General features: G+C 72.2%; 20 protein-coding genes and 2 pseudogenes. 9 read left to right on the top strand and 13 right to left on the bottom strand.

Going from position 1 to position 26611, the window contains the following annotated elements; translation table 11 throughout:
- The first annotated feature begins 25 nt into the window (after window positions 1-25).
- Together ACWFQ8_RS07345 and ACWFQ8_RS07340 are read left to right on the top strand one after the other, a co-directional pair.
- A complete protein-coding gene (locus ACWFQ8_RS07345) occupies window positions 26-1423 on the top strand; it encodes a GDSL-type esterase/lipase family protein (RefSeq protein ID WP_453785229.1) in 1398 nt (465 codons plus the stop codon).
- Window positions 1420-2409, top strand: a complete 990-nt coding sequence (locus ACWFQ8_RS07340; protein ID WP_453785228.1) for an endonuclease/exonuclease/phosphatase family protein — start codon at window positions 1420-1422, stop codon at window positions 2407-2409. Before ACWFQ8_RS07345 ends, ACWFQ8_RS07340 begins: the two co-directional genes overlap by 4 nt.
- A gap of 114 nt (window positions 2410-2523) precedes the next feature.
- On the opposite strand, the gene ACWFQ8_RS07335 is transcribed toward ACWFQ8_RS07340, so the two are convergent.
- The 6 genes from ACWFQ8_RS07335 to ACWFQ8_RS07310 all read right to left on the bottom strand — a co-directional run bounded on the left by ACWFQ8_RS07335 (window position 2524) and on the right by ACWFQ8_RS07310 (window position 9955).
- On the bottom strand, window positions 2524-4662 hold the full coding sequence (locus tag ACWFQ8_RS07335; protein ID WP_453785227.1) for a 3-hydroxyacyl-CoA dehydrogenase NAD-binding domain-containing protein: 2139 nt from the start codon (window positions 4660-4662) through the stop codon (window positions 2524-2526).
- A complete protein-coding gene (locus ACWFQ8_RS07330; RefSeq protein ID WP_453785226.1) occupies window positions 4659-5885 on the bottom strand; it encodes a thiolase family protein in 1227 nt (408 codons plus the stop codon). The genes ACWFQ8_RS07335 and ACWFQ8_RS07330 overlap by 4 nt, the downstream gene beginning before the upstream one ends.
- Window positions 5886-6023: 138 nt before the next feature.
- A complete protein-coding gene (locus ACWFQ8_RS07325; protein WP_453785225.1) occupies window positions 6024-6818 on the bottom strand; it encodes a ferritin-like domain-containing protein in 795 nt (264 codons plus the stop codon).
- 146 nt (window positions 6819-6964) lie between these two features.
- A complete protein-coding gene (locus ACWFQ8_RS07320; protein WP_453785224.1) occupies window positions 6965-8248 on the bottom strand; it encodes an HRDC domain-containing protein in 1284 nt (427 codons plus the stop codon).
- Window positions 8249-8372: 124 nt separating this feature from the next.
- A complete protein-coding gene (locus ACWFQ8_RS07315) occupies window positions 8373-9035 on the bottom strand; it encodes a helix-turn-helix transcriptional regulator (RefSeq protein WP_069922445.1) in 663 nt (220 codons plus the stop codon).
- Between the two features lie 263 nt (window positions 9036-9298).
- Window positions 9299-9955: a DUF3000 domain-containing protein gene (locus ACWFQ8_RS07310; protein ID WP_453785223.1), complete on the bottom strand. Its 657-nt coding sequence runs from the start codon at window positions 9953-9955 to the stop codon at window positions 9299-9301.
- A 187-nt stretch (window positions 9956-10142) separates the two neighbouring features.
- Between ACWFQ8_RS07310 and hemE the strand changes: the two genes are divergently transcribed.
- Entirely contained in the window at window positions 10143-11150 is a 1008-nt protein-coding gene (hemE, locus tag ACWFQ8_RS07305) for a uroporphyrinogen decarboxylase (protein WP_453785405.1), read from the top strand.
- A gap of 34 nt (window positions 11151-11184) precedes the next feature.
- Window positions 11185-11856: a hypothetical protein gene (locus ACWFQ8_RS07300; protein ID WP_453785222.1), complete on the top strand. Its 672-nt coding sequence runs from the start codon at window positions 11185-11187 to the stop codon at window positions 11854-11856.
- A 19-nt stretch (window positions 11857-11875) separates the two neighbouring features.
- Here the strand turns inward: ACWFQ8_RS07300 and ACWFQ8_RS07295 are convergent, their stop codons facing one another.
- Together ACWFQ8_RS07295 and ACWFQ8_RS07290 are read right to left on the bottom strand one after the other, a co-directional pair.
- Window positions 11876-15130: a hypothetical protein gene (locus ACWFQ8_RS07295; protein WP_453785221.1), complete on the bottom strand. Its 3255-nt coding sequence runs from the start codon at window positions 15128-15130 to the stop codon at window positions 11876-11878.
- Between the two features lie 270 nt (window positions 15131-15400).
- Window positions 15401-15646 (bottom strand): alpha/beta hydrolase, encoded by a 246-nt coding sequence (locus tag ACWFQ8_RS07290; RefSeq protein WP_453785220.1) that lies wholly within the window; start codon window positions 15644-15646, stop codon window positions 15401-15403.
- A gap of 1416 nt (window positions 15647-17062) precedes the next feature.
- Between ACWFQ8_RS07290 and ACWFQ8_RS07285 the strand changes: the two are divergent.
- Window positions 17063-17293 (top strand): annotated as a pseudogene (locus ACWFQ8_RS07285) (helix-turn-helix domain-containing protein); the annotation flags it as partial.
- A 66-nt stretch (window positions 17294-17359) separates the two neighbouring features.
- The gene (locus tag ACWFQ8_RS07280; RefSeq protein ID WP_453785219.1) at window positions 17360-17749 is read left to right on the top strand and encodes a hypothetical protein; all 390 of its coding nucleotides are present in this window, start codon (window positions 17360-17362) and stop codon (window positions 17747-17749) included.
- A 195-nt stretch (window positions 17750-17944) separates the two neighbouring features.
- Here ACWFQ8_RS07280 and ACWFQ8_RS07275 read toward each other — a convergent pair whose 3' ends face one another.
- Window positions 17945-18490 (bottom strand): hypothetical protein, encoded by a 546-nt coding sequence (locus ACWFQ8_RS07275; protein WP_453785218.1) that lies wholly within the window; start codon window positions 18488-18490, stop codon window positions 17945-17947.
- On the opposite strand from ACWFQ8_RS07275, the pseudogene ACWFQ8_RS07270 reads away from it, so the two are divergent.
- Window positions 18489-18947 (top strand): annotated as a pseudogene (locus tag ACWFQ8_RS07270) (hypothetical protein); the annotation flags it as partial. The gene ACWFQ8_RS07275 and the pseudogene ACWFQ8_RS07270 sit on opposite strands and share 2 nt — an antisense overlap.
- Before the next feature lie 72 nt (window positions 18948-19019).
- On the opposite strand, the gene ACWFQ8_RS07265 reads toward ACWFQ8_RS07270, so the two are convergent.
- Both ACWFQ8_RS07265 and ACWFQ8_RS07260 read right to left on the bottom strand, forming a co-directional pair.
- Window positions 19020-20402 carry an FAD-dependent oxidoreductase gene (locus tag ACWFQ8_RS07265; protein WP_453785217.1) on the bottom strand — a complete coding sequence of 461 codons (1383 nt, stop codon included), beginning with the start codon at window positions 20400-20402 and terminating at the stop codon, window positions 19020-19022.
- Between the two features lie 74 nt (window positions 20403-20476).
- Window positions 20477-21493, bottom strand: coding sequence for a DUF4349 domain-containing protein (locus ACWFQ8_RS07260; protein WP_453785216.1), 1017 nt, complete (start codon window positions 21491-21493; stop codon window positions 20477-20479).
- A 148-nt stretch (window positions 21494-21641) separates the two neighbouring features.
- Here ACWFQ8_RS07260 and hemG point away from each other — a divergent pair, with 148 nt between their 5' ends.
- Both hemG and hemQ read left to right on the top strand, forming a co-directional pair.
- Window positions 21642-23117: a protoporphyrinogen oxidase gene (gene hemG / locus ACWFQ8_RS07255; protein WP_453785215.1), complete on the top strand. Its 1476-nt coding sequence runs from the start codon at window positions 21642-21644 to the stop codon at window positions 23115-23117.
- A gap of 23 nt (window positions 23118-23140) precedes the next feature.
- Entirely contained in the window at window positions 23141-23854 is a 714-nt protein-coding gene (gene hemQ / locus ACWFQ8_RS07250) for a hydrogen peroxide-dependent heme synthase (RefSeq protein ID WP_453785214.1), read from the top strand.
- A gap of 308 nt (window positions 23855-24162) precedes the next feature.
- Here hemQ and ACWFQ8_RS07245 read toward each other — a convergent pair whose 3' ends face one another.
- Together ACWFQ8_RS07245 and ACWFQ8_RS07240 are read right to left on the bottom strand one after the other, a co-directional pair.
- Entirely contained in the window at window positions 24163-25203 is a 1041-nt protein-coding gene (locus ACWFQ8_RS07245) for a TIGR04222 domain-containing membrane protein (protein WP_453785213.1), read from the bottom strand.
- A complete protein-coding gene (locus tag ACWFQ8_RS07240; RefSeq protein ID WP_453785212.1) occupies window positions 25200-26546 on the bottom strand; it encodes a DUF692 domain-containing protein in 1347 nt (448 codons plus the stop codon). Before ACWFQ8_RS07240 ends, ACWFQ8_RS07245 begins: the two co-directional genes overlap by 4 nt.
- Between the last annotated feature and the right edge of the window lie 65 nt (window positions 26547-26611).

The raw sequence follows: 26611 nt of genomic DNA, 5'->3' as shown, positions 1-26611 counted from the left end.
CGACGCTCCTTCGGATTGGAACGCAATGAAACGCACGATATTCGTCCTCGGGGACTCGGTTCCCGCGCCCCGTACCGACGAGGAAGCACCCATGGCCGGGTGGGGACAGAAGATCGAAGAGCTCCTCGTGGGTCCCATCGAGGTGGCCAACTACGCGCGCAGTGCCATGACCACGCGCAAGTACTACACGGAGCGGTTCCATGCCCTGCTCAACCGCATGGTCCCGGGTGACATCGTCATCATCGGGTTCGGCGTGGTCGACCACATGATCCACAACGGCACGCGGTACGTCCCGATCCCCGAGTACCAGGAACTCCTGCGGCTCTTTGTCCACCACATCCGCGCGCAGGGCGGGATACCGGTCTTCGCCGATTCCGCAGCCCGGTACGCCTTCACCCACACCGGCGAAGTGATCGACACGGTCGGCGACTACCCAGCGGCCATGAGCGCGGTGGCCGCCGAGACCCACACGCCGCTGATCGACCTCAACCGCCAGACCACCGAGCTGTGGGCCAGGCTCGGCCCGAGCCGGCTGCGCCAATACTTCTGCTGGGTCGACGCCGGCGAGCACCCGCTGCACCCGGACGGGAGCATCGACTCCACCCACACGAACCATGCGGGTGCCTACGAGATCGCTCGCATGGTCGTTGCGGGGCTGGTGCACGCTCAGGTGCTGCCCAAGGAGTCGGTGGACGTCCAGCGACTCATGGAGCCGGCCGCCCTGCCGCCCGTGTCGCAGGAGTTCATGATCCAGTCCCCCGAGTCGGCGCTCCAGTACGGACAGCGCACAGGTGTGGCTCCGGTGATCTCCCAGCCCGGCAACGGCGGGCTGGTCGGGCCGATGAGCAAGTTCTCCGGAACGGCCGCCCCTGGCACCGACTACCTCCTGTTCTTCGAGCACGGCCGCTACGTCGGCGGTACGAAGGTGGGCGCCAACGGCCAGTGGCTGTGGCGCCGTTCGGTCAGTTGGACGGCCGGCGAGCACGTCCTGCACTGTGTAGGCCTGCGCGCGGGCGGCTGCACCCCGGGGGCCGAGGTGGCGTTCACCGTCGTTACCGATGTCGCGGCGCCCCTCGTCACCTCGCCCAAGGCGGGCGGCTTCGCCAGTCCCAAGGTCCGGTTCGCCGGCAAGGCGGCCCAAGGCGTGCGCAAGATCGTCCTGATGGAGCGGGGCACACTCATCGGAGCCACCGCCGTTGACGACAACGGTGATTGGTCCTTCACCCACGCCCACCCGTGGAAGGCGGGCCGGTTCCAAGTCGAGGTCATCGGGCTGTTCGGGGCGCAGGAGTCACGGGCCGCCGTGCACGAGTTCACGGTCATCGGGATCCCCGAGAACAGCCCCGTGCGGGCCGCGGGCGTCTCCCGGCACGACTGCGCGGAAGCGGTCTGCCCGCACCGGCCGTTCACCGGCTCCTGGTGAACCCCCGGTCCCTGGCGAGCGGCCGGTGGAGCCGGATCGCCGTCGTGTGCGCCTTTTGCCTGGCACTGGTCCTGGTGCTGATCACCGTGTTCCTCTTCCTGCGGCCGGCAGGCGGGGCGAAGGGTGCGCCGCACCAGTCCGGCATCGAGATTCGCGTCATGCACTACAACGTGTGCGGGGCCGCTTCCGGCTGCCCGTGGAACGCGGGCGGGAGCGGGCGCGGCACCTCGATCGAGCGCGTCGTCGAGCAGGCGAAGGAGACCTCGCCCGACGTCATCAGCCTGAACGAGGTCTGCCAGGACCAGTACCAGGCCCTGCGCGGCAAGCTCGCGCTCACCGGTCTGCCCATGGACGGGGCCTTCGCGGAGGCCCATGACAACGTCGACAACTGCGGGCGCTCCGGCTCCTTCGGCTCCGCCGTGCTGGTCCGGCAGTCGCTGGGCGTCGCCGTGCCGGAGCACCGGCCCTACACCGACACCGGTGGCGAGACCTACGACGGGCGAGGGCGCGCCGAGGAAGTGCACCGCGGACTGCTGTGCGTCACCACCCTGTTCGCGGGCCGCCCCCTCAAGGCCTGCACCACCCACGCGAACGCCACGGCTCCGGGCCAGCTGGAGGAGCTGCGCCGCTGGATGGACGACGAGTCCGTCCTTCCCGAGGCGATACCGACGCTGATCGCCGGCGACCTCAACCACCAGCCCAACACCGCGGCGGTCGCCCCCCTGTACGAGAGCAGGTTCGTCGAGGCGGACGAGGCCAACCGCACCTGGTTCACCAAGGGCTCCACCGGTGGAGTGGTCTGCAAGAAGGCGGACGCGCAGCGCTGCCGGAACGGAGCGCCGACGACACAGGGCCGGAAGATCGACTACGTCTTCGCCGACGAGGCGCACTTCTCCCTGGGCGAGCCCGCACAGGTGCACGCCTTCCCCGAGTCCGACCACGCGATGATCGAGACGAAGTTCCACGTCCGGCCCTCCCAGGAGTGACGGCGCGGGCCCGGCCGCCCTGGCGGGGGCCTCGCGCCCCGGGCGGGAACGACGGAGCGGGCTGTACGGGACGTGGTCCCGTACAGCCCGCTCCGCGTGTCGCGGGGTCGCCCGCTACGCCGGGACGCTCGCCACGCCCGCGGCGAGGAACTTCTTGCCGTTCACCCGCTCCGAGACGCCTTCACGGTCCAGGTACGGCGTGATGCCGCCCAGGTGGAAGGGCCAGCCGGCGCCGGTGATGAGGCAGAGGTCGATGTCCTGGGCCTCTGCCACGACACCCTCCTCCAGCATCAGGCCGATCTCCTGCGCCACCGCGTCCAGGACGCGGTCGCGGACCTGCTCCTCGGTCAGGACGGAATCGCCCTGCACCAGGAGCGCGGCGACCTCCGGGTCGAGCTCCGGCTTGAAGCCGTTCTCGGCGGAGTAGACGTAGAAGCCGCGCTTGCCGGCCTCGACGACGCGCTTGAGGTTCGGGGAGACGGTGAAACGCTCCGGGAAGGCTCGGTTCAGGGTCTCGGAGACGTGCAGACCGATCGCCGGTCCGACGAGCTCCAGGAGCACCAGCGGGGACATCGGCAGGCCGAGCGGCTCGATGGCCTTCTCGGCGGTGACCACCGGGGTGCCCTCGTCGATGACGTTCTGGATCTCGCCCATGAAGCGGGTCAGGATGCGGTTCACGACGAACGCCGGGGCGTCCTTGGTGAGGACCGCGGTCTTCTTCAGCTTCTTGGCGACGCCGAAGGCCGTGGCCAGCGAGGCCTCGTCCGTCTGCTCACCGCGGACGATCTCCAGCAGCGGGAGGATCGCGACCGGGTTGAAGAAGTGGAAGCCGACCACGCGCTCCGGGTGCTGGAGCTTGGAGGCCATCTCCGACACCGACAGCGAGGAGGTGTTGGTGGCGAGGATCGCGTGCGCCGGGGCGACCGCCTCGACCTCCGCGAACACCTTCTGCTTGACGGACATCTCCTCGAACACGGCCTCGATGATGAAGTCCGCGTCCGCGAAGCCCTCGGCCTTGTCCAGGACGCCGGTCACCAGGGCGGTCAGGCGGTTGGCCTTGTCCTGGTTGATGCGGCCCTTGCCGAGCAGCTTCTCGATCTCGGCGTGGACGTAGCCCACGCCCTTGTCCACGCGCTCCTGGTCGATGTCGGTGAGGACCACCGGCACCTCCAGGCGGCGCAGGAAGAGCAGCGCCAGCTGCGAGGCCATCAGGCCCGCGCCGACGACGCCGACCTTGGTGACCGGGCGCGCCAGGGACTTGTCCGGGGCACCGGCCGGGCGCTTGCCGCGCTTCTGGACCAGGTTGAAGGCGTAGATGCCGGAGCGCAGTTCGCCGCCCATGATGAGGTCCGCGAGCGCGGTGTCCTCGGCGTCGAAGCCCTTCTGCAGGTCGCCGTCCTTCGACGCCTCGATGATCTCCAGGGCGCGGTAGGCGGCCGGGGCCGCGCCGTGCACCTTGGAGTCCGCGAGGGAGCGGCCGCGGGCGATCGCCGCGTCCCAGCCCTCCGCACGGTCGATCTCGGCGCGGACGACCTCGGTGGCGCCGTTCAGGACGTTCGCCGTCCAGATCAGCGACTGCTCCAGGAAGTCCGCACCCTCGAACAGCGCGTCCGCGATGCCCAGGTCGAAGACCTGCTTGCCGCGCAGCTGCTTGTTCTGGTTGAGGGAGTTCTCGATGATCACCGAGACCGCGCGGTCGGCACCGATCAGGTTCGGCAGGATGGTGCAGCCGCCCCAGCCGGGTACCAGGCCGAGGAAGACCTCGGGCAGCGAGAAGGCCGGGATGGCCTTGGAGACGGTGCGGTAGGTGCAGTGCAGACCGACCTCGACGCCGCCGCCCATCGCCGCGCCGTTGTAGTAGGCGAAGGTCGGGACCGCGAGGGCCGACAGCCGCTTGAAGACGTCGTGGCCGCCCTTGCCGATGGCGAGCGCCTCGTCGTGCTTCTTGAGCAGCTCGACGCCCTTGAGGTCGGCGCCGACGGCGAAGATGAACGGCTTGCCGGTGATGCCCGCGCCGACGATGGAGCCGGCGGCGGCCTCCTGCTCGACCTGGTCGATCGCCGTGTTCAGGTTGGCGAGGGACTGCGGGCCGAAGGTGGTCGGCTTGGTGTGGTCGAAGCCGTTGTCCAGCGTGATGAGCGCGAAGCGCCCGGCGCCGAACGGCAGGTCCAGGTGACGGACGTGCGCGGACGTGACGACCTCGTCCGGGAACAGCTCGGCCGCGCCCTTCAGGAGCTCAGCGGTGGTGCTCACTTGGAGTCTCCCTCGGCGTTGAAGTTCGGGTTCTCCCAGATGACCGTGGCGCCCATGCCGAAGCCGACGCACATGGTGGTCAGGCCGTAGCGGACGTGCGGCTGCTCCTCGAACTGACGGGCCAGCTGCGTCATCAGGCGCACGCCCGAGGAGGCGAGCGGGTGACCGAAGGCGATGGCGCCGCCGTACTGGTTCACGCGGGCGTCGTCGTCGGCGATGCCGTAGTGCTCCAGGAAGGCCAGCACCTGGACGGCGAAGGCCTCGTTGATCTCGAACAGGCCGATGTCGTCGATCGTCAGACCGGCCTGGGCCAGGGCCTTCTCGGTGGCCGGGATCGGGCCGTAGCCCATGACCTCCGGCTCGACGCCCACGTAGGAGTAGGAGACGAGGCGCATCTTGACCGGGAGGTTGTTCTCCCGGGCGAAGTCCTCGGAGGCGATGATCGCGGCGGTGGCACCGTCGTTGAGACCGGCGGCGTTGCCCGCGGTGACCCGGCCGTGGGTACGGAAGGGGGTCTTCAGGCCGGCCAGGTTCGCCAGCGTGGTGCCCGGGCGCATCGGCTCGTCGGTGGTGACCAGGCCCCAGCCCGTCTCACCGACCGCCGCGTTGGTGTTGCGCACCGAGACCGGGACCAGGTCCTGCTGGATCTTGCCGTCGGCGTACGCCTTGGCGGCCTTCTCCTGCGAGCGCACGGCGTACTCGTCGGTGCGGAGCTTGGTGATCGTCGGGTACCGGTCGTGCAGGTTCTCGGCGGTCATGCCCATGAAGAGGGCGGACTCGTCGACCAGCTTCTCGGAGACGAAGCGCGGGTTCGGGTCCACGCCCTCGCCCATGGGGTGGCGGCCCATGTGCTCGACACCGCCGGCGAGGGCGACGTCGTACGCGCCGAAGGCCACGCCGCCCGCGACGGCGGTCACGGCGGTCAGCGCGCCGGCGCACATGCGGTCGATCGAGTAGCCCGGTACGGACTGCGGGAGGCCCGCGAGGATGCCCGCGGTGCGGCCCAGCGTCAGGCCCTGGTCGCCGATCTGCGTGGTCGCGGCGATGGCGACCTCGTCGATCTTCTTGGGGTCCAGGTCCGGGTTGCGGCGCAGCAGCTCCCGGATCGCCTTCACGACGAGGTCGTCGGCGCGGGTCTCGTGGTAGATGCCCTTCGGGCCCGCCTTGCCGAACGGGGTGCGGACGCCGTCGACGAAGACGACGTCCCTGACGGTACGAGGCACGTTGGCTCTCCTCCAGGTGCGGGTGTGCACTGCTGCGCGGGGCGCGCTCCGGCGGATGCCGCTGAGCGCGCGCTCACCCGGCCCATGCTACTTGCGGGTAACCATTGTGCACACCCCCTCCGGGAGGAGCGGCGAAGGTCACACCGCCGCCGGGGGCCGGCCCGCTGTCCGTGCCGGGCCCGAGGCGGCCGGCGCGGCGGCTCCCGCCGCCGCGCCGGGTGCGGGTACCGGCCCGTCGGACATGGCCCGGGCCATCCCGGCCGAGGACCGCACCGCCCGCGCCACGAAGCCGCGCCGGCCGGTTCCCAGGGCCCGCAGCGCCGGGCCGTGGTCCACGGCGACCAGTACGGCCGCGCAGGCCAGCAGTCCGCGCCAGCCGGTGGCCACCGCCCGGCGGACCGGCCCCGGGAGCCCGGCCAGGCCCTCGTGCAGACGCAGGCAGTGGAAGGGCACGTGCCGCTCCTCGTCCGCCAGGATGCGGCCCGCGACCTCGGAGGCCAGCGGGTCCGCCGCGCCGTCGCGCAGGGCCCGGTAGTACTCCAGGGCCACCGCCTCGGCGATCATCAGCACCAGCAGCTCGACCCGCAGGCCCATCAGCCGCCGCACCCGGACGAAGGCCGCGTCGCTCCAGTGCCCGTCCAGGGTCCCGGCCCCGGCGGCCGCCAGCAGCAGCGACAGCATCCGCGCGTGGTTCTGCTCCTCGGCGACGAAGAGCCGCACCGCCGACGCGTACGCGAGGTCGCCCGCGCGGTCCGCCTTGCCGGACAGGGCGGAGCCGTCCCCGTCCTCACCGACCTGGAACTTCTGGATGCTGCGGACGATCTCCACGGGCAGCCGCGCACCGCGCTCCCAGTCCGGATCGCCGAGGGCGGCCCGGTGGTCCCGCTCGGCCTCGAACTCGCCCACCCATGCCTCGTACGCCGTTTTGATCATGTTCAAGAATCTAGCGATTGTTGAGCATGTTCAAAAGAGATGCGTTGTCATGGCCGGGTAACAGAAAGCGGAGTCCTGCATTCGGGTGCCGGAAAGCATGCAGCCCCCGGCCGGCGGCCGGGGGCTCCACGTGCGGACGTACGAGGTCAGGCGGTCGCGGCCAAGGCCGTGACCAGCGCGTCCGTCACCTGCTCGATCTGCCACGGGCGGGCGCCGTAGCCCGCCAGGGCCTCGGCCACGGCGTCCGCCTCCAGGCGCTGCGGAGGCTCCCAGCACAGCCGGCGGACGGTGTCCGGGGTGATCAGGTTCTCCTGGGGCAGGTTCAGCTCCTCCGCCAGCGCCGAAACGGCCGTACGGGCCGCCGACAACCGGGCGGCGGCCGCGGGGTCCTTGTCCGCCCAGGAACGCGGCGGCGGGGGGCCGGCCGGGTTCGCGCCCGGCTGCGGCAGCTCGCCCTCGGGCAGGGCCTTGGCCCGGTCCACCGCGGCCATCCACTGCTCCAGCTGGCGCCGGCCCATGCGCTGCCCGTAGCCGGGCAGGGCGGACAGTGCCTGGGCGTCCGCCGGCAGCGCCAGGGCGGCCTCGATGATCGCGGCGTCGCCCAGCACCTTGCCGGGGGACACGTCACGGCGCTGCGCGATCCGGTCCCGGGACTCCCACAGCTCCCGTACGACGGCCATCTGACGGCGGCGGCGCACCTTGTGCATGCCGGAGGTGCGGCGCCACGGGTCCTTGCGCGGCGGGGCGGGCGGCGCGGCGGCGATGGCGGCGAACTCCTGGTGCGCCCAGTCGAGCTTGCCCTGGCGGTCCAGCTCCTTCTCCAGCGCGTCCCTCAGGTCCACCAGCAGCTCCACGTCCAGGGCGGCGTAGCGCAGCCACGGCTCCGGGAGCGGGCGGGTGGACCAGTCGACGGCGGAGTGGCCCTTCTCCAGCGCGTAGCCGAGGACGCCCTCCACCATGGCGCCGAGCCCGACCCGGGGGAAGCCCGCGAGCCGACCGGCCAGCTCGGTGTCGAAGAGGGAGGTGGGCACCATGCCTATGTCGCGCAGGCACGGCAGGTCCTGGGTGGCGGCGTGCAGGATCCACTCGGTGCCGGAGAGGGCCTCGCCCAGGGCGGTCAGGTCGGGGCAACCGACCGGGTCGATCAGTGCGGACCCGGCGCCCTCGCGGCGCAGCTGCACCAGGTAGGCGCGCTGGCCGTAGCGGTAGCCGGAGGCGCGCTCGGCGTCGACGGCGACGGGGCCGGTGCCCGCGGCGAAGGCCGCGACCACTCGGGCGAGGGCGTCCGCGTCGGCGATCACCGGGGGGATCCCCTCGCGGGGCTCCAGCAACGGAGTCGGCATCCCATCGGACGGCACAACGACATCGTCCGGGGGGCCGCCCCCGGTGGTGGGGCGCAGGTCTGCTGCGGTCTCTTGGGCGTCGGTCACCGGTCAAGGGTATCCGTGGATGCGACGCGCCCGTCGCCGGAACGTTCCGGCGACGGGCGCGGGCTGGACGTGCGGGCGCTTCCCCGGGTTCCCCGGGACTTCGCCCGGTGGTCCCCGGACGGTCTCAGTGGATGATTCCGGTCCGCAGGGCGACCGCGACCATCCCGGCCCGGTCGCCGGTGCCCAGCTTGCGGGCGATGCGGGCGAGGTGGGACTTGACGGTCAGGGCGGACAGGCCCATCGAGACGCCGATGGCCTTGTTGGACTGGCCCTCCGCGACGAGGCGCAGGACCTCGACCTCGCGGCCGGAGAGCTCGCGGTAGCCGCCCGGGTGGCTCGGGGCACCCGGGGGGCGGCGGTGCATACGGGCGGCGGCGGCGCCGATGGGGGCGGCGCCGGGCCGGCTGGGGAGCCCGATGTTGGTCCGGGTGCCGGTGACGACGTAGCCCTTCACTCCGCCCGCGAGGGCGTTGCGTACGGCGCCGATGTCGTCGGCGGCGGACAGGGCCAGGCCGTTGGGCCAACCGGCGGCGCGGGTCTCGGAGAGCAGGGTGAGACCGGAACCGTCGGGCAGGTGTACGTCGGCCACGCAGATGTCGCGCGGGCTGCCGACGCGGGGGCGGGCCTCCGCGATGGACGACGCCTCGATCACGTCACGTACTCCGAGGGCCCACAGATGGCGGGTCACGGTGGAACGGACGCGCGGGTCGGCCACGACGACCATGGCCGTCGGCTTGTTCGGGCGGTAGGCGACCAGGCTTGCGGGCTGCTCGAGAAGAACGGACACCTAGGCCTCCTGGGGGAGTGGCGGGACGGCCGGCTCGGGGAAGGAAGCCGGTGCGAACCGTGCGGATGGTCACTGACTCCTTCGGCACGTCACCCGCCCGGCTTTAGGGAATGATCACGATTTGGTGAGTAACAATTCGGGCAATTCGGACGCACGATCGATCATAGGGTGATCAGAAGCCCACAAGGGATGCCCGCTTGTGACACCCCGTCGAGGGCTTCGCCCGGCGCCGGGCGCTGGGATGCGTCCGGACGGCCCCGCGGCTACGGGCGGTGGGGCCCGCGCCGCTGTGGCAGGGACACCACTCCGGTCGCGGTGTCCGTCGGGCCCATCGGTTCGAGCCCCGCGAGCTGGCACAGGAGCTCGCACCACGCCGACAGGTGCGCCGAGGTGTCCGGCACCCCGCCCACGCCCTCGCGCGGCGTCCACGAGGCCCTGATCTCGATCTGGGTGGCCGGCCGCCGCTGCGCGAGCCCGCCGAAGTAGTGCGAGCCCGCCATGGTCACGGTGCCGCTCGCCTCCCCGTACGTCAGCCCGCGCGCGTCCAGCGCCCCCGTCAGCCAGGACCAGCACACCTCCGGCAGGAGCGGGTCCGCGGCCATCTCCGGCTCCAGTTCCGCCCGTACGAGCGTCACCAGCCGGAAGGTCCCGTGCCAGGCGTCGTGCCCCGCCGGGTCGTGCAGCAGGATGAGCCGGCCGTCGGCCAGGTCGTCCTCGCCGTCGACGACCGCCGCCTCCAGCGCGTAGGCGTACGGCGCCAGCCTCTGCGGCGGCTTCGTGGGGTCGATCTCGATCCCCGGACGCAGCCGCGCCTTCTTCAAGCCGTCGACCGCCCGGCGGAACGGGAGCGGGACGGAGCTCTCCTTCGCGCTGTCCGTACCGTCAGCGCCATCTGAAAATCGTCCCTGAGCCGCAGCCATGCGGGGAAGACTAGGCGGAACGTGGGCCCGCGCGGCGCAGGGACACCCTCGCCGGGGCGGGCACTTCTTCATACGTGCGAAGATTTGGGTCGTGAGTGCCAACGACCTTCCCCTCGCGCCAGGCTCCGCCGGCGCCGGAGAGACCCCGTCCACGGGCCAGCCGAGTCAGACGTACGATTCCGCCTTCCTGAAGGCGTGCAGGCGCGAACCCGTGCCGCACACGCCGGTGTGGTTCATGCGGCAGGCCGGGCGCTCGCTCCCCGAGTACCGGAAGCTGCGCGAGGGGACGCAGATGCTGGAGTCGTGCATGCGGCCCGACCTGGTCACCGAGATCACGCTCCAGCCCGTCCGCCGCCACAACGTCGACGCGGCGATCTTCTTCTCGGACATCGTGGTCCCGCTCAAGGCCATCGGCATCGACCTGGACATCAAGCCGGGCATCGGCCCGGTCGTCGCCCAGCCGATCCGCCGCCGCGAGGACCTCGCACAGCTGCGCGACCTCACCCCCGAGGACGTCGGTTACGTCACCGAGGCGATCGGCATGCTCACGGGTGAACTGGGCGCCACGCCGTTGATCGGATTCGCCGGCGCGCCTTTCACCCTCGCGAGCTACCTCGTGGAGGGCGGACCGTCGCGCAACCACGAGCACACCAAGGCGCTCATGTACGGCGACCCGCAGCTGTGGGCGGACCTGCTGGACCGCCTCGCGGAGATCACCTCGGCCTTCCTCAAGGTCCAGATCGAGGCGGGCGTCTCCGCCGTCCAGCTCTTCGACTCGTGGGTCGGCGCGCTGGCCCCGGCGGACTACCGCCGCTCGGTGATGCCGGCCTCGGCGAAGGTCTTCGAGTCCGTCGCCTCGTACGGGGTCCCGCGCATCCACTTCGGCGTGGGCACCGGCGAGCTGCTCGGGCTGATGGGCGAGGCCGGCGCGGACGTCATGGGCGTCGACTGGCGGATCCCGATGGACGAGGCCGTCCGCCGGGTGGGCCCCGGCAAGGCGCTCCAGGGCAACCTGGACCCCGCCGTGCTCTTCTCCACCACCGAGGCGGTCGAGGCGAAGACGGACGAGGTCCTCGCCGCCGCCGCGGGCCTGGAGGGCCACATCTTCAACCTGGGCCACGGTGTCCTGCCGACCACGGACCCGCAGGCGCTGACCCGCCTGGTGGACTACGTCCACACCAAGACCGCGCGCTGAGCGGGCGGCACGACCGCGACGCCGGTCCCGCGCCGTGCCCGACACGGCGCGGGACCGGCTCGGTTTGAACACGTGGCAGGAGTTGTCGGCGTCGGTGGAGGAGCGCCTGACGGCCATGTCGTCGAGCGAGCGCGGAGTTTTCGCCGCCGGCACAGCTGAACGGCTCATGAGCTGGCATGAAGCACTGCCCGAGGAGGATCGGGCACCGTTCACGATGGGTCTGCGGCCCCTGCTGAACTCCGTGTGGGAGGCCTGCCTCGGGGACTCGACCGCCTTCACGGCCGTGAAACGGGGTGTGGCCGAGTACATGCTCAGCGAGTACTGCCACAACGATGGGCAGGACGGCCCCGAGGATGCGGACGACAACGCGGCGGCTGCGACGCTTCATGCCGCGCATGCCTACTTGTTCGAGTGCTGTGACTTCGCGGTCTGGGCCAGCCGACGGTCCGTGGACGCTGTGGACGAGCACCTTGAGTACCTCGCCGAGCAGGAAGAGGACCGGTCGGCGAGCCGCGCAGAGACGCGGGTCGCCGAAGGTCTTGTCCCACTCGGCGGCTGGAACCTGGCGGCCGTGCGAGACGGCGACAGCGACGCCGCATGCGCCAGACGGTGGCTGCAGAAGTGCGCCTCCCCGCCGAGCTGGTGCTCGGCGGGGAGGCGGGGTGCAGCAGTCGCCGCCGTCAGCGGCGGTGCGCCGAGCCGGTAGGCGATTCGCGGGTTTTCGGTCAGCCGAAGTAGCCGAAGAGGTCGACGATCACCTGCGTGGAGCCCCAGCCGAGGTTGGCGATCTCCACCTTGCCGTCGGCGCCCACGGGCACGGTCACCAGGTTGGCCACGGTGCTGCCGGTGGTCCAGTTGAGGTTGGACGAGTCGGGGCGGGTGGTGCCCGAGGGCCAGACGGTCAGGTGGCCGTCGGACTTCGGGTCGGTCACCGTCACATTCAGCACGACCGCCTTGGCGCCGCCGAGTTCAGGGCTGCCGGAGAGGTCCAGCACGGTGCTCGCCCGCGCCGCGACCGCCCCAGTGGTCCGGGTGTCGAGGACGCGCTTGGGCCCGGCGGGGTGGAAGGTGGCGCCGGCCGGGTCGTCGGAGTAGTAGCCGAAGACGTCGGCGATCAGGTGGGCGGTGCCCCAGCTCGCGTTGAACAGTTTCACCGCGCCGTCCGCGCCGACCGGTACCACCACGTGGTTGGGCACGGTCCGGCCCGCCGTCCAGTTGAGGTTGGACGAGTCGGGGCGCGTGGTGCCCGACGCCCACACCGTCAGGTGCCCGCCCTCCTTCGCCTCGGTCACCGTTACGTTCAGCACCACGGCTCGGACGCCGCTCTGCGGGACACCGCCGCGCCCGGCGACCTGTAGTGAGACCTCACCGCGGCCGGGTACGGGGGTGGTACCTGGCCGGCCCACCGCGGCTCGCGAGTCCAGCAGTCGCGCCGGGCCGGCCGTGAAGAGGGTGCTGCCGCCGGCGTCCGCGGAGTAGTAGCCGAATACGTCGGCGATGAGATGCGCCGTGCCCCAGCCTGCGTTGCGCAGGTTCACCTTGCCGTCCTCGCCCACTGGCACCACGACCTGGTTCGCGACGCTCTGCCCGGTCGTCCAGTTGAGGTTGGAGGCGTCGGGGCGGGTGGTGCCCGAGGGCCAGGCGGTCAGGTGGCCGTCGGACTTCGGGTCGGTCACCGTCACGTTCAGCACGACCGCCTTCGCGCCGGACTGCGGCACTCCCGACCGGCCCGCGACCTGCAACGACACTTCGCCGCCCGCCGCCACCGGCACGGTCCCCGGACGGCCGACGGCCTCCCGGGTGTCCAGCAGCCGCGCCGGAGCGAGCGCCGTGAAGCGGTTGCCGGCCTGGAGGGCAGGGATGCCGTTGCCGGCGACATGGATCCGCTGCCCGTCGGCGTCAGTCCAGACGACGTTCGCACCGGTGCGGTCGACGGCCCAGGACCTCTGCGGCTGCCGGAAGGTCTTCCACACCTTGCCCTCGGCGAGCGTGCGGACCTGCACGGTGTTCTCGCCGCCGGAGACCTTGATGCCGTCGTGGAAGTCGAGCAGCAGCAGCCGGCCGGTGGCCCGGTCCTGGCGTACCAGATAGCCGTTGCCGAGCAGCGACTCCCGGCCCCAGGTCACGTTGGACCAGCCGACAGTCTGCACCGGCACCGAGAGGGTGTGGCGGGTCACCGTGTCGTACACCCCGCTGGTGCGCACGGTGCCTTCGTTGTCCTGGCAGCCCCAGCTGACGAACCGCCCGACGGCCTCGAGCAGCGTGGCCGGGCACGGCGTGGTGAAGGTGCCGCGGTCCATTTCGCCCCGGATGTCGGTGGCGTAGACGGTGGTGCTGCCCTCCTTGGAGGTCCACAGGGTGTCGCCCTGCACCGCGACGCCTGTCGCCCGAGTGCGGAACACCTCGGCGCGGGTGTCGAGGTCGCCGATGATCGTCAGGTGGTTGGACGCCGCATTGCCGTAGGCGGTCTGGGCGAGCGCCACGTAGCGGCCCGAGGCGTCCGCGGTCTGCAGACCGTCGAGGTCACCGACGGGAATGCTGCCCGCCCAGTCCCGGTTGCCGGCCTTGCGGATCGCGGCCGCGTTGCGGATCACCGGCTCGTGCTCCAGGTAGCGGCCATCCCCGGTGGACCGCAGACCGGCGCAGCCGGGTTTGGGGTAGTGGCACTCGCTGATCGTGTGCATGCCGTCGAGGTACTCGAAGGTCTTGACCGGAGTGGCGTCGTTCGAGATCCGGTAGCTGCGGAACGCGCCCGTGGTGTCGCCCGGCTGGAAGTGGACGGTGTCCGAGGCGGCGGTGAGCACGCCGCCGCCGATCGACAGGCCGAACACGGTGGCGGGCGCAAGGGGGACGCCGGCCAGCTTGCCGGCCAACGGCTTGGCGGTACCGTCCGCGGTGAGCCGGAACACCCCGGTCTGGGGCTGGGTGCCGTATGCGGGGGCCTTCGGGCTTCCGACCGCGATGAGTGAGCCGTCCGGCGCGGGCAGCAGCTGGGCGTCGGCGAACTCCAGCAGGTATTCGACGATTCCGGAGTGCGAGCCAATGGGCGCGAAGTGCAGGGGACGACCGCGATTGTCACCGGAGCTGCCCACGGCGGACTCGGTGCCCACCAGCCAGTCGCCGAGCAGCCGCAGCTCGCCGGACACCGGATTGAAGTAGGTCGAGCTCAGCACGGTCTGCGGCTGCGCCCGGTCCAGGGCATCCACCATGTTCTGCTCGCCGGTGCGCAGCACCTTGCCCTTGGCCAGTCGGAAGGTGTGCGCGAAGTCGTATTCCTCCTCATCCGGCAGGGCGGTGGTCTGCCCCGTCACCACATCCACGAGGACGGAGTGACTGAGGCCGTCCAGGCGGTGCCGCACAATCAGCGAGCTCTGGTCGCCGTCGTGCACCGAGGTCGCCAGGGCCGCACCGGCCGGCAGCGCCACCTTCGTGCGGACCGTGGAGCCGCCGTCCAGCCGGTTCAGGAACCAGCCGGTCACGCCGGAGGAACTGCCCTCGAACGTCACCACGGTGCGCCCGTACGTCCCGTAGTAGCTCTGCCCGGCGGGAACCTCGACAGTGCCCACCGCGACGGGCCGGCCGGAAGCCAGGTCGTACAGGCCGACCTTGGCGGGCGTCGTCGCCGTCGCCGCCGTGGGGATCGCCGCCGTGTCGGAGGACGTTCCGTAGCGGTGGTCCGGCTCCCCCCGGTAGCTCCCCGAGGGCACGCCCTGGTTCAGATCACCGCTGAGCGGGGCGGGCAGTCGCAGCCCGGTGTCGGTGGTGGCGCCGGTGTCGTACCGGGTCCACAGCAACTGATCGCTGCCTTCGAGGGCGTGCAGCAGCCCGGTGTCGCCGGCCACGAACAGCTGGTCCCTGGCCGGGAGGCCTCGCGGAGCCGCGGGCAGCACCAGCTCGGCGGCGGCGCTGGCGGCCGCGGCGGCGACAGCCGGGGTGGGGGTCAGGGTTAGGGACGCGGCGCCGGTGACTAGGGCCAGCATGCCGGCTCCCAGCCCACGGCGCAGCCGCGTTGAACGTCTTGTTACTGGTTCCACAACCACCCTCTCGTGGGCGAGCACAGGAAGAGGGGCGATGTGGGAGCTGGCCGTTCTCAGACGCTCTCGCGGGCTGGCTGGCCTGGCTCTTCGACCGGTCCCCCCTCCGATCGCCTCGAAGCGTAACAACGGTGATTTACATCCGCACAGGTGTTTTCCTGTCACTCCCATCACGCCCCACTCGCCCCAGCGGCGTCCCCTTCGTTCCGATGTTGCTCAATCCCCGAGCACCTCCGATACACGCCTGAGAGTGAGCCGGAAACACACGGCAAACGCGCAGGCGCATGAGCGGTTGGCGGTGATGCGGGCGATGTGGTCCTGGCTGTCCAGGTCTCCGAGGACCCATCCGCCACCGTGGAGGAAGACCGTCACGGGCAGCGGCCCGGAGCGCGAGACGGTGGCGGGGGTGCAGATGCGGATGGGGATCTCAAGGCCCTCGGCGGCGGCCATGGCGTCGTGCACGCTGCCCAAGGCTCGACGTCGCCCGCGAGGGTGGAGACCAGGCAGGAGCCCGCACCTTCGAGGCCCCAGATCACCTGCGAGGCCAGATCTTCACCACCGGCGCCAGCCTTAAGATCACCGGATTCGCCCTGGGGTCAGCAGTTGCCGGACCAGTCGCGGCTTGGTCTCTTTCATGCACTTTGGCACTCGCAGCGAGCGTGGCGGCCCTCGCAGCACTGGTCTTCCTCGTGGTCCCGTCGGCAACCGCCAACTCGTTCGAGGACAGGGCGATGTCGACTTGAGCGTTCTCCGCGAAAAGGCCGGAGCCAGGGTGACCTGTCACAGGTTGAGCGATTCTCAGCGAAGGTCGAGTGAGTGCTCGTGGGGTCCAACCCTTCTGGTTCCGGTAGGACCGTTTGATGCGGCAGGCAGCTGAGCAGGTCAGGCGTATCTGATTCCTGCCCGGCTTCAGGGGGCTGGCGCATTCGGCACAGGTTGTCGGCTGTTGCCTGGGCGGGATGCTGAACCGTCGACGGCGGTAAGCGGCCCGGCCTGCTCGCCGCGCACCTGGCCCGCCTCGGCGAGAACACCTCCTGGAAGGACGGCCCATCCTCCACCGCGGCCGGCCGCCTCGTGGGCGCGACCCTGCACTGCCTGACGACACCGCCCTCCGCGCCGGCCGCGCCCGCGTCCCGGTCTCCCCGGCGCCGGCCCGCTCCCGCTCCACCACCACACCGGCCGCCGCTGCGCCCGGACAGCCGGCCCCGGCCGAAGCCGCAGTCCCTGCCCACAAGCAGTAGGCCGCGCCCACCAAGGGGGCTGGACGCGCACGGTGACGGCGGTGGCTTCCACACCCGGAAGCGGACGCGGCGAGCGCGGTGTCCGGCCGTGGACGGACAGCGTGCAGGCGTGAACACGGACGGTTGGGCCCCGCCGGCCGGGACTGGATCGGCGTGAAGGCATGCTGCTCGCCGTCCCTCCGTACGTGGTGGGCTGACGGCCGGGGAACGTCGGCCTGGAGCAGGCGGACTATGTCCTGACCGTCCTACCGGCGGCCGGGCGCCTGAGCAGCTCCGGCCGGGCCGCTCGTGCGGCGCCGGACATCCCCGCGCCGGGACTGCCGAGCTCGACGCGGGCCACGACGGACCAGGAGCGGTCAATGCGGCTGCTGAAAGCGAGCGAGGAAGCCGCCGACGTGATCGTCAAGGGCAACCAGACGAAGCTGCGCCGGCAGCTCAAGTCCCTTCCCTGGCAGGACATCCCGCTTCAGGGACGCACCCCGGGGCATCAGCCACGGCCGCCTGGAGATCCGCCGGATCAAGGTCGCCACCGCGAACAGCCTGCGGCGCGGCGGCCACTCGGCGCGATCAGCGTTGCCATTCCGGCAAGCTCGCAGGACAGGGTGGTGAAGTGGCACGGCGGGAAGGAACAGGGACGGTGGCAGGGGACGACGTGGCCCAGATGCCGGCAGCGGTGGGGCCCCGGCTGCGGGGCGTGCGCGAGCGCCGTGGCGTCACACTCGCCGATGTCAGCCGCGCGACCGACATCTCGCCCAGTACGCCGTCGCGGATCGGGACCGGCCGGCGCAAGCCCACCCTGGAGGTGGTGCTACAGCCAGTTGCTGTGACCGCAAAGGTTCACCGGGATCGGGAGGCCGGGACAAGACCGTGGCGGCTGGGTCGCTTGGTCCGATGTCGGGGCTGATTGTGTCCCGGTTTCTGCGACGATGACCGCGTGAGCAAGCAGAAGTGGGAGGCCCTGACTGAGTCGGAGAGGGCCTTCCTGATCAATTCCTGTGAGATCGATATCCTGCCCGGCGTCTGGGGTGATCTCGAATATGCCGATCAGTCCTCGCCGGTCAGCGGACTGGCGCAGGTCTTGCTCGGTCTCGTGGACCGCGGCTGGATCGAGGTGTGCAGGGTCGTGCCGTGGACTTCCCCCGCCGGGCAGGAAGGATTCCAGCCCGGCGAGCTGGTGCCTCGCGACCAGCTTCAGGCACTGCTCTGTGACGTGGCCAACTGGGAGTATCCCGAGGGCGGCAATTGGATCGGCGCGTTGACCCTGGGCGAGACCGCGGAGGGACAGAAGATCACTCGTATGTCGCCCGGGGAGATGGCCGAGTAGGTCAGCATCGCGTCTCTCTCAGGCCGCAGCCGCGGGCGGCCACCCCAGCGGATTCCCATCTTGCCGCATGCCTAGCGGACGGGCCCGCACAGGGAATTCTCCCGAAGTCATCGCAGGTAGAGGCGGGCGCCGTTGCCCTGCGGGCCACCAACTAGGTGCGCAGCCCACGGTAGGCGCTCAGGCTACCCCGGATCGTCAGGACGTCTCCTGAGTCGAGAGAAGCGCACGGATACGGTCGGCGGACGCGGCCTGGGAGGTGCGAATGGTCAGCCAGGAGCCGTCCGAGCAAACGATGTCCAGGCGCCGCCGCGTCCGTCGCGGCCACGGGATGCGCCGCACACCCGCATGCCCACAGGAGACCGCCTCCGGTGCGTTCTGCCAGGCGGCCCGGACGGCGACCCTGCCGTCCGCCACGACGAGCAGGCAGTCCGGCTCCTCCGCGCGCAGCGCATCCTTTACCCAGTACGCCGTATGCACCGCAAGAACGAGTCGTCCCGCATCGCTGTCCCATCCGCCCCGCATGCCCGGCCCGGCCCACAGCCGCATCAGGAGCCGAAAGGCCTTCTGTACTGGCTCGAATAGAGCGGAGAACGCTGTGATGGGGTCTTCGGGCAGCGAGATGAGGAAGCGGACGAGGAAGAACGAGCCCAGGGACGTCCACCTTTTCCGACGTGCATGCGGTGGCAAGCGCCGCTTGCCTGGCCGGCGCCCGTAGTGCGGCAGCCCCACCTCGAACTCCATGCCTCACACCCCCACCGGAAGACTTACTGATCGTTTCAGAATGCCGTCCTGCGGAGACGCTGGCGGGCCCATGGAACAATCCCTTCAGTCACGGGCTCAGGGGGATGACGCCGTATGGAACGGGTTGGGGATGCACGAGACCTCGTGCTCGGTTACGCCGCGCTTGCGCAGCAGGCGGCGGTACAAGGCCGTCGCCGCGCAGATCCTCGCCCAAGCCCCGCCTCCGCCCCTGCCCGCGCAGGCCGGCGAGCAGGCACACCTCGACCACGCCACGCACGCCGGACTCGTCCCCGACACCCTCAGCGACCGCGGCAACGCCAAGCTCTTCGTCCGCCTGTACTCCAAGGACTTCCGCCACGTTCCCGGCCTGGGCTGGTACCGCTGGGACACCACCCGCTGGCAGGTCGACGAGGACGACACCATCCTATGGGCCGCAGGTGACCTCGCCGAGGCACTCGCGACAACCGACTCCCAAGGGATCCACGGCAACCACACGGCGCGGGACCGGCGTTCCAGGGCCCCGCCGCTTCTAGACTCCCGCCGCGCGCACGGCGGAGACCGCCTTGCGGGCCGCCACCAGGACGGGGTCCCACACCGGGGAGAACGGCGGGGCGTAGCCCAGGTCCAGGGACACCACCTGTTCCACCGTCATCCCGGCGGTCAGGGCCACCGCGGCGACGTCCACCCGCTTCGCGGCCCCCGCGCCGCCGACGATCTGCGCGCCGAGGAGCCGGCCCGTGCGGCGCTCGGCCAGCATCTTGACCGTCATCTGCGCCGCGCCCGGGTAGTAGCCCGCGGTGTTGGTGGAGGTGATGGCCGCCGTCACGAACCGCAAACCCGCCTCCAGCGCGTCCTTCTCCCGCAGCCCGGTCCGGGCGATCTCCAGGTCGCAGACCTTGCTGACGGCCGTGCCCACCACCCCGGGGAACGTCGCGTATCCGCCGCCCACGCCCGAACCGATGACCTGCCCGTGCTTGTTGGCGTGCGTGCCCAGCGGGATGTGCCGGGTGCGTCCCGCGACCAGGTCCATGACCTCCACGCAGTCGCCGCCCGACCAGATGTCCTCGTGGCCCCGCACCCGCATCGACAGGTCGGTGAGCAGGCCGCCCGAGGTGCCGAGCGGAAGTCCCGCCGCGCGCGCCAGGGCGGTGCGGGGCTCCACGCCGATGCCGAGCACGACCACGTCCGCCGGGTACTCCTCGCCGGCCGCCGTGGCGACCGCGCGGGCCCGGCCCTCCTCGTCGGTGAGGATCTTCGTCACCTCGGCGCGGGCGACCGTGCGGATCCCCATGCCGTTCATGGCGCGGTGCACCAGGCTGCCCATGTCCGGGTCGAGCGTGGCCATGGGCTGCTCGCCCCGGTGCAGGACGGTGACCTCGAAGCCACGCCCGACCAGTGCCTCCGCCATCTCCACGCCGATGTAGCCCGCGCCGACCACGACCGCCCGCCGGATCCCGGCGCGTTCCAGGTCGGCCATGAGGCGCCGGCCGTCGTCCAGGGTCTGGACGCCATGCACCCCGTGGGCGCCGATGCCGGGGATCCGGGGGCGGACCGGACGGGCGCCCGTGGCCAGGACCAGCTTGTCGTAGCCCGTCCAGGACTCGGACCCGGTGTCCAGATCGCGGGCGCGGACCCGGCGGCCCGCCAGGTCCAGCTCCACGACCTCGGTGCGGGTGCGCAGATCGATGCCCCGCTCGCGGTGCTCCTGAGGGGTGCGCGCGATCAGGTCGTCCCGGTCGGGGACCAAGCCGCCGATCCAGTACGGGATCCCGCACGCGGAGTACGAGGTGAAGTGCCCCCGCTCGAAGGCGACGATCTCCAGGTCGGCCGGGCCCCTGAGCCGCCTGGCCTGAGACGCGGCGGACATCCCCGCCGCGTCCCCGCCGACCACCACCAGTCGTTCCGTCGCCATGTCCGCACCGTCCTCCGCCGCCGTGATCGTCGTCGTTCGAAGGACACGCTACGGGCCGCCGCCCGTACGGGTGTTCAGTCGGCCTGCACGTCCCCGCCCGATCCGGCCGCGTCGGGGGCGGTCCGGGCCGCCGGCACGCCGGGCTGCCGGGCCGCGGGCACCGTCCCGGCCGCCAGGCCTTCCTTCGGCTTCGCGGGGCGCAGCCGACGCAGCAGCCGGTGGCCCGCGAGGACCACCGCGGCCGCCAGCGCGAAGGGCAGCACCGCGCCCACCGCCAGCGCCAGGTAGCGCACGAGGGTCGTGAAGAGCTCCCAACCGCCGCGCAGGGCGTCGGTGAAGGCCGGTTCCCTCTCCTTCTTCTCCTGCTCCGGCTTCACGGGCGGCTCCGAGACCTCCAGCGTGATCGTGCCCAGCGAGGTCTGGTCCTTCAGCGCCGTCTGCTGAGCCAGCAGCGACTCCAGGTCGGACTGGCGCCGGCTCAGCTCGCCCTCCAGCATCACGATCTCGCTCAGCGCCGACGCCTTGCCCATCATTTCCCGCACCCGGGCCACACTGGCCTGCTGGGAGGCGACGCGGCTGCCGATGTCGGCGACCTTCTCGGTGACGTCCAGCGTGTCGACCTTGCGGTGCAGCAGCTTGCCACTGCCCTCCATGGTGCCGAGCACCGCGTCGTAGCGCTCGCCCGGCACCCGCAGGGTCAGCGTCGAGGTCATCCGGCCGTTCTCGCCGCGCCGGGTGGACTCGTTGCCCACGTAGCCCCCCGCGCCGTCGGCCGCCGCGCGGGCCGAGGCCAGCACCTTCTGCGGGTCCGTCGTCTCCACGCCGAGCGTCGCCGTGCGGATGACGTTCTGCCGGACGACGGCCGGGGGCTGCGCGTGCTTGTCCCCCGAGGAGGGCGCCGCCGAGGGGGCGGCCGCCGACCCCGCTCCCTTCGCGCCCTCCGGCGCCTTGCCGTCCTGCGCGGGCGCGACCGCGGCCTGTTCGGCCTTGGCGGTGTCACGGGCCTCGCCGCTCGCGCCGCAGCCGGCGAGCGCGAGCGCCCCGGTGAGGGAGAGGGCGGCCACGGCCGCTGCGGAGCGCTGTCTGATCACGGTGTGCATCGCGGTAAACCCCCGAGGTTCGGCTGGTGTTGCGGGTTCGACGCACGAGGTCCCGCTCCGGGTTTCGCACCTGCGGTCCCGGACCGGTCCCGATGCGGTCACGGTCCGGCCTCGGTGATCGGTCTGAGACGATGTGTCCATGCACGAAGCGGACACGCGTACGGATCGGCCGGGCGGCGACGGCGGCCCGGCCCGGCCCCAGGGCCATGTCGTCGTCATCGGCGGCGGCATCGCGGGCCTCGCGGCGGCCCACCGGCTGCTCGCCGACGGCCTGCGCGTCACCCTCCTGGAGGCCGGCCCCCGGCTCGGCGGCAAGCTGTACGCCGGTGAGCTCGCCGGCGTTCCCGTCGACCTCGGCGCCGAATCCGTACTCGCCCGCCGCCCCGAAGCCGTGGCGCTCGCGCGGGCCGTGGGCCTCGGCGAAGCCCTCCGGGCGCCCGCCACCGCAACCGCCCACCTGTGGACCCGGGGCGCGCTGCGGCCCATGCCGCGCGGGCACGTGATGGGGGTCCCCGGCGACCTGGCGCCGCTCGCCGCTTCCGGAGTGCTCTCCCCGGACGGCCTGGCCCGGATCGAGGCCGAGCGCACCCTGGCGCCCACCGAGATCGGCGAGGACGTCGCCGTCGGCGAGTACGTCGCGGCCCGCCTCGGCCGCGAGGTCGTCGACCGGCTCGTCGAACCGCTCCTCGGCGGGGTCTACGCGGGCAACGCCTACCGCATCTCGATGCGGGCCGCCGTGCCCCAGCTCTTCGAGGCCGCCCGTACGCACGCCTCACTCGTCGACGGCGTACGGGAACTCCAGCGCCGGGCGGCCGAGCAGCCCCAGGCGGCCGGCCCCGTCTTCGCCGGGATCGACGGCGGCATCGGACGGCTCCCGCTCGCCGTCGCCGAGGCCTGCCGGGCGGCCGGGGCGCGCGTCCTCACCCGTACTCCCGTGCGGGAGGTCCTCCGTACGGCCGACGGCTGGCGGGTGGTGGCCGGGGACGAGGCCGAGGCCATCGAAGCCGACGGTGTGGTCCTGGCCGTGCCGGCCGGGCCCGCCGCGCGGCTGCTGGACGCTCTCGCCCCCGCCGCCTCGGCCGAGCTGCGCGCGGTCGAGTACGCCTCGATGGCCCTGGTCACCATGGCCTTCCGGCGCCGCGACCTGCCGGACTCCGTCACCGGGGGCGGCGCCAGCGGCTTCCTCGTACCGCCCGTCGACGGCCGGACCATCAAGGCTTCCACCTTCTCCAGCAACAAGTGGGCATGGGCCGGCGCCGATCCCGACCTGTTCCTGCTGCGGACCTCCGTGGGCCGGTACGCCGACGAGGCCGACCTGGAGCGGGAGGACGGCGAGCTCGTCGACGTCTCCCTCGCCGATCTCGGGGAGGCCGTCGGGCTCACGGCCCGGCCGGTCGCCTCCACCGTCACCCGCTGGGACGGCGGACTGCCCCAGTACCCGGTCGGCCACCTCGGCCGGGTGGCCCGGATCCGCGCCGCCGTCGCGGCCCTGCCGGGCCTCGCGGTGTGCGGCGCCCTCTACGACGGGGTGGGCATCCCGGCCTGCGTGGCCAGTGCGGGCAAGGCCGCGGACGCGGTCCTCGCCGCGACGGGCACCCCTGGCACGGACCACTGATCAGCGCACGGGACAATGGGAACATGACTGCACCAGAGAAGATTCCCAACGCGGGGAAGAAGGCGAAGGACCTCAACGAGGTCATTCGCTACACCCTGTGGTCCGTCTTCAAACTGAAGGACGTCCTCCCGGAGGACCGCAGCGGCTACGCCGACGAGGTCCAGGAGCTGTTCGACCAGCTGGCCGCCAAGGACATCACCGTGCGCGGCACCTACGACGTGTCCGGCCTGCGCGCCGACGCGGACGTCATGATCTGGTGGCACGCGGAGACCGCGGACGAGCTGCAGAGCGCCTACAACCTCTTCCGCCGCACCCGTCTGGGCCGTGCGCTGGAGCCGGTGTGGTCGAACATGGCCCTGCACCGCCCGGCCGAGTTCAACAAGTCGCACATCCCGGCCTTCCTGGCCGACGAGGTCGCCCGCGACTACGTCAGCGTCTACCCCTTCGTGCGCAGCTACGACTGGTACCTGCTGCCCGACGAGGACCGCCGCCGCATGCTCGCCGACCACGGCAAGATGGCCCGCGGCTACCCGGACGTGCGCGCGAACACCGTCGCGTCCTTCTCCCTCGGCGACTACGAGTGGATGCTGGCCTTCGAGGCCGACGAGCTGTACCGCATCGTCGACCTCATGCGTCACCTGCGCGCCTCCGAGGCCCGCATGCACGTCCGTGAAGAGGTGCCCTTCTACACCGGACGCCGCAAGTCCGTCGCCGATCTGGTGGCCGGACTCGCCTGAGACCTCCCCTGGGGGGAAGGACCGGAGGACGACCACACCGTCAGGTGACCCCCTCCGGTGGATCGGGAGGCCCTGCCCCCGAAACGACGCAGCCGGAGACCGCGCCCGGAAGTTCAGACGACAGCCGGCAGCAGCGCCCCGCGGGCGCTCGCTGCCCGGTCGTCCAGCGACACCGGTGCGGGCTCCGGATGCGGCGCACATGTGACGCGCCGCCCGCAGTGGCGCCCGTCAGCACATACCGCTCCACGTGGCGGTCCACGCACGCGTTGCGTCCGCGGCTCCCCCCGTGGCTGCCGTTCGGCGGGAGCTCAGGAACTGCTGGAGGAGCAGCTCGACCCGGAGGAGCTGCCGCAGCTCGAACTGCTGGAGGAGCTGCCGCAACTCGAACTGCTGGAGGAGCAGCTGGAACCGCTGCTCCCGCAGCCGCCGCCGGAGGACCCCGAACCGGAGCCGCACCCCGAGCCGCAGCCGGAACCGCCGCTGGAGCCGCCGCCCCCGCCGTCGCTCCCGGCGCACCAAACCAGCGGCAGCAGTTCGCCGCCGGACTCGCCCGGGGTGCCCGTTCCGTGCGTGCGGGAGGCCGCCTGCGCCGCCGCCAACCGGGTGCTCCGGGCGGCCGCCGTCAGTTGCTCGCGGATCGGGTCGTCCGGCAGTCCGCGCAGCCCGAACAGCGCGGTCCGCACGTACGGGTTCAGGTCGTTCACGTACCGCGCGCGGATCTCGCCCAGGGCCCGCCGCCCCGCCGGGGTGACCCGCCGCCCGGCGCGCGCCGCGCAGACCGCGCCCACCACGACGCCGGCCACCAGGATCGGGAACACCTTGGCGATGAACGGGATCTGCGAGGTGGGACCGACGGCGAGGCCGATGAAGGTGAGCGGCAGCGACAGGAGCAGCAGCAGCGCGCACACGCCGGCCAGGGCCGTGCCCCGGCGCCGCCACGCCCGCCCCGCCCGCGGCGGCGCGATGAGCCCGCGGGCGGCCAGCCCGTCCCCGGTCTCCTGTACGGCCGGGTCGCGCATGGCCGCGTAGCGCACCTGGTAGAGCCAGCCCGAAGGCGCCCCCCGATGAGCCTCCAGGACGGCGCGCTCGGCGGGATCCGCGGCGCGCGCGCCCGGGCGTACGTGGACGATGCCCGGGCCGCCGAGCAGCAGCCGGCCGTCGCCGAGCAGCGAGACCAGCGCGGTGTCCACGACCGTGCCGGGACCGCCCGTCAGGAACGCGGCCTCGGACAGGTCGTGCAGGCGCGGCGGGGGGTTGACCGGCGCCGGCCGGGACCGGCGCAGGCCCCGGACCAGCAGGACGGAGCAGGTGATCACGGCGATCCAGATCGCGAGGGCCAAGAGGTTCATGCCGCTCTCCCCACGAGCGCCCGGGCCCAGCGGGCGAGCCGGCGGGGCGGCCGCGCCCCGGCCCGGTCCTGCCACCACCGGGTGAGCCGGCGGCGGGCGGCCGGGTCGGCCGGGAGGTCCCGGATCAGAAGGTGCTCGGCGAAGTCGAGTGCGTCCCGGCGGTAGCCGGCCGTCATGGGACGGCCCTTGGCATAGTCGAGGAACGCCCGGCGGTAGGGCCGCTCGCCGCCGAGGAACGCGGGCAGCTCCGGCGCCAGCCGGGCCACGACCGAGGCCCGCTTGGCGGCCAGCGCCCGGACCTGTACCCGGATCCGCCGCCGGTCGAACCCCTCGGGCACGGGCGTCCCGGCCACCAGCGCCGACAGCAGGGCGGCCTGCCCCAGCCCGAGCCGCGTCCGGGCGGCCGCGCTCGCGGGCGCCACCGCCTCGGGTCCCCCGCCGTCCCGGCTCCCCGCAGCGGTGTCCGAGGTCCCGGCTCCGCGGGCCGCGGCCGTACCCGGGCCCGCGGCGCCGCGCGCCCCCGGCGCGGGCGAGGTCACCACCGCGCGGACGGCGGCCAGTTCGCCCGCCAGTTCCTCCTCCGGCGGGAAGTCGTCGTCCCGCTCCAGCAGCACCCCGGGCGGGTCCACCCGTGAGCGCAGCTCGGCCAGCAGGTCGAGCACCACCGGGGGCACGGGGTGGGCGTGCGTGTCGTGCCAGACGCCGTCCCGCTCGATGCCACCCGCCACGTGCACGTACGCCAGTGCTTCCAGGGGGATCGCGTCCAGTACGGCTGCCGGGTCCTCGCCGCGGTTGACCCGGTTGGTGTGCAGGTTCGCCACGTCGATGAGCAGCCGTACGCCCGTCCGCTCGACCAGCTCCGTCAGGAACTGCGCCTCCGTCAGCTCCTCGTCGGGCCAGGAGAAGAGCGCGGCGATGTTCTCCAGCGCCAGCGGCACGGGCAGGGAGTCCTGTGCGATCCGCACGTTCTCGCAGAGCACGTCCAGTGCGTCCCGCGTGCGCGGAACCGGCAGCAGGTGGCCCGCCTCCAGCACGGGCGAGGTGGTCCGGACGAAGGCGATGTGCTCGGTGACGAGCGGCGCCCCCAGCGCCACCGCCCGCTCGCCGAGGGCCGCCAGCTTCGCCGGATCCGGGCGGTCGGCGCCGCCGATGCCCAGCGAGACCCCGTGGGGCACGACGAGGGTGCCCCGCTCGCGCAGCCGCACCAGCGCCTCGGGCAGGTGGCCCGGGCAGATGTTCTCGGCCACCACCTCGACCCAGTCCAGACCGGGCAGCCGCTCGACCGCGTCCGCGATCTCCGGCCGCCAGCCGATGCCCACCCCCAGGTGTGCCATGGGCTTCATGTCCCCCGCCCCCTCTCTTCGCACCGTGTGCCGGTGTGATGGCCCCGGCACGGTCGCGCCAACCC

This window comes from Streptomyces sp. NPDC055254, assembly GCF_053606025.1.
Note: the sequence above shows the minus strand (reverse complement) of the source record. Positions and strands in the feature narration are given on the sequence as shown.

Coding starts and splice junctions, on each gene's coding strand:
- ACWFQ8_RS07345 (WP_453785229.1), top strand. CDS start 26: ATGAAACGCACGATATTCGTCCTCGGGGACTCGGTTCCCGCGCCCCGT.
- ACWFQ8_RS07325 (WP_453785225.1), bottom strand. CDS start 6,818: ATGATCAAAACGGCGTACGAGGCATGGGTGGGCGAGTTCGAGGCCGAG.
- ACWFQ8_RS07310 (WP_453785223.1), bottom strand. CDS start 9,955: ATGGCTGCGGCTCAGGGACGATTTTCAGATGGCGCTGACGGTACGGAC.
- ACWFQ8_RS07295 (WP_453785221.1), bottom strand. CDS start 15,130: ATGCTGGCCCTAGTCACCGGCGCCGCGTCCCTAACCCTGACCCCCACC.
- ACWFQ8_RS07275 (WP_453785218.1), bottom strand. CDS start 18,490: ATGGAGTTCGAGGTGGGGCTGCCGCACTACGGGCGCCGGCCAGGCAAG.
- ACWFQ8_RS07265 (WP_453785217.1), bottom strand. CDS start 20,402: ATGGCGACGGAACGACTGGTGGTGGTCGGCGGGGACGCGGCGGGGATG.
- hemG (WP_453785215.1), top strand. CDS start 21,642: ATGCACGAAGCGGACACGCGTACGGATCGGCCGGGCGGCGACGGCGGC.
- hemQ (WP_453785214.1), top strand. CDS start 23,141: ATGACTGCACCAGAGAAGATTCCCAACGCGGGGAAGAAGGCGAAGGAC.
- ACWFQ8_RS07245 (WP_453785213.1), bottom strand. CDS start 25,203: ATGAACCTCTTGGCCCTCGCGATCTGGATCGCCGTGATCACCTGCTCC.
- ACWFQ8_RS07240 (WP_453785212.1), bottom strand. CDS start 26,546: ATGAAGCCCATGGCACACCTGGGGGTGGGCATCGGCTGGCGGCCGGAG.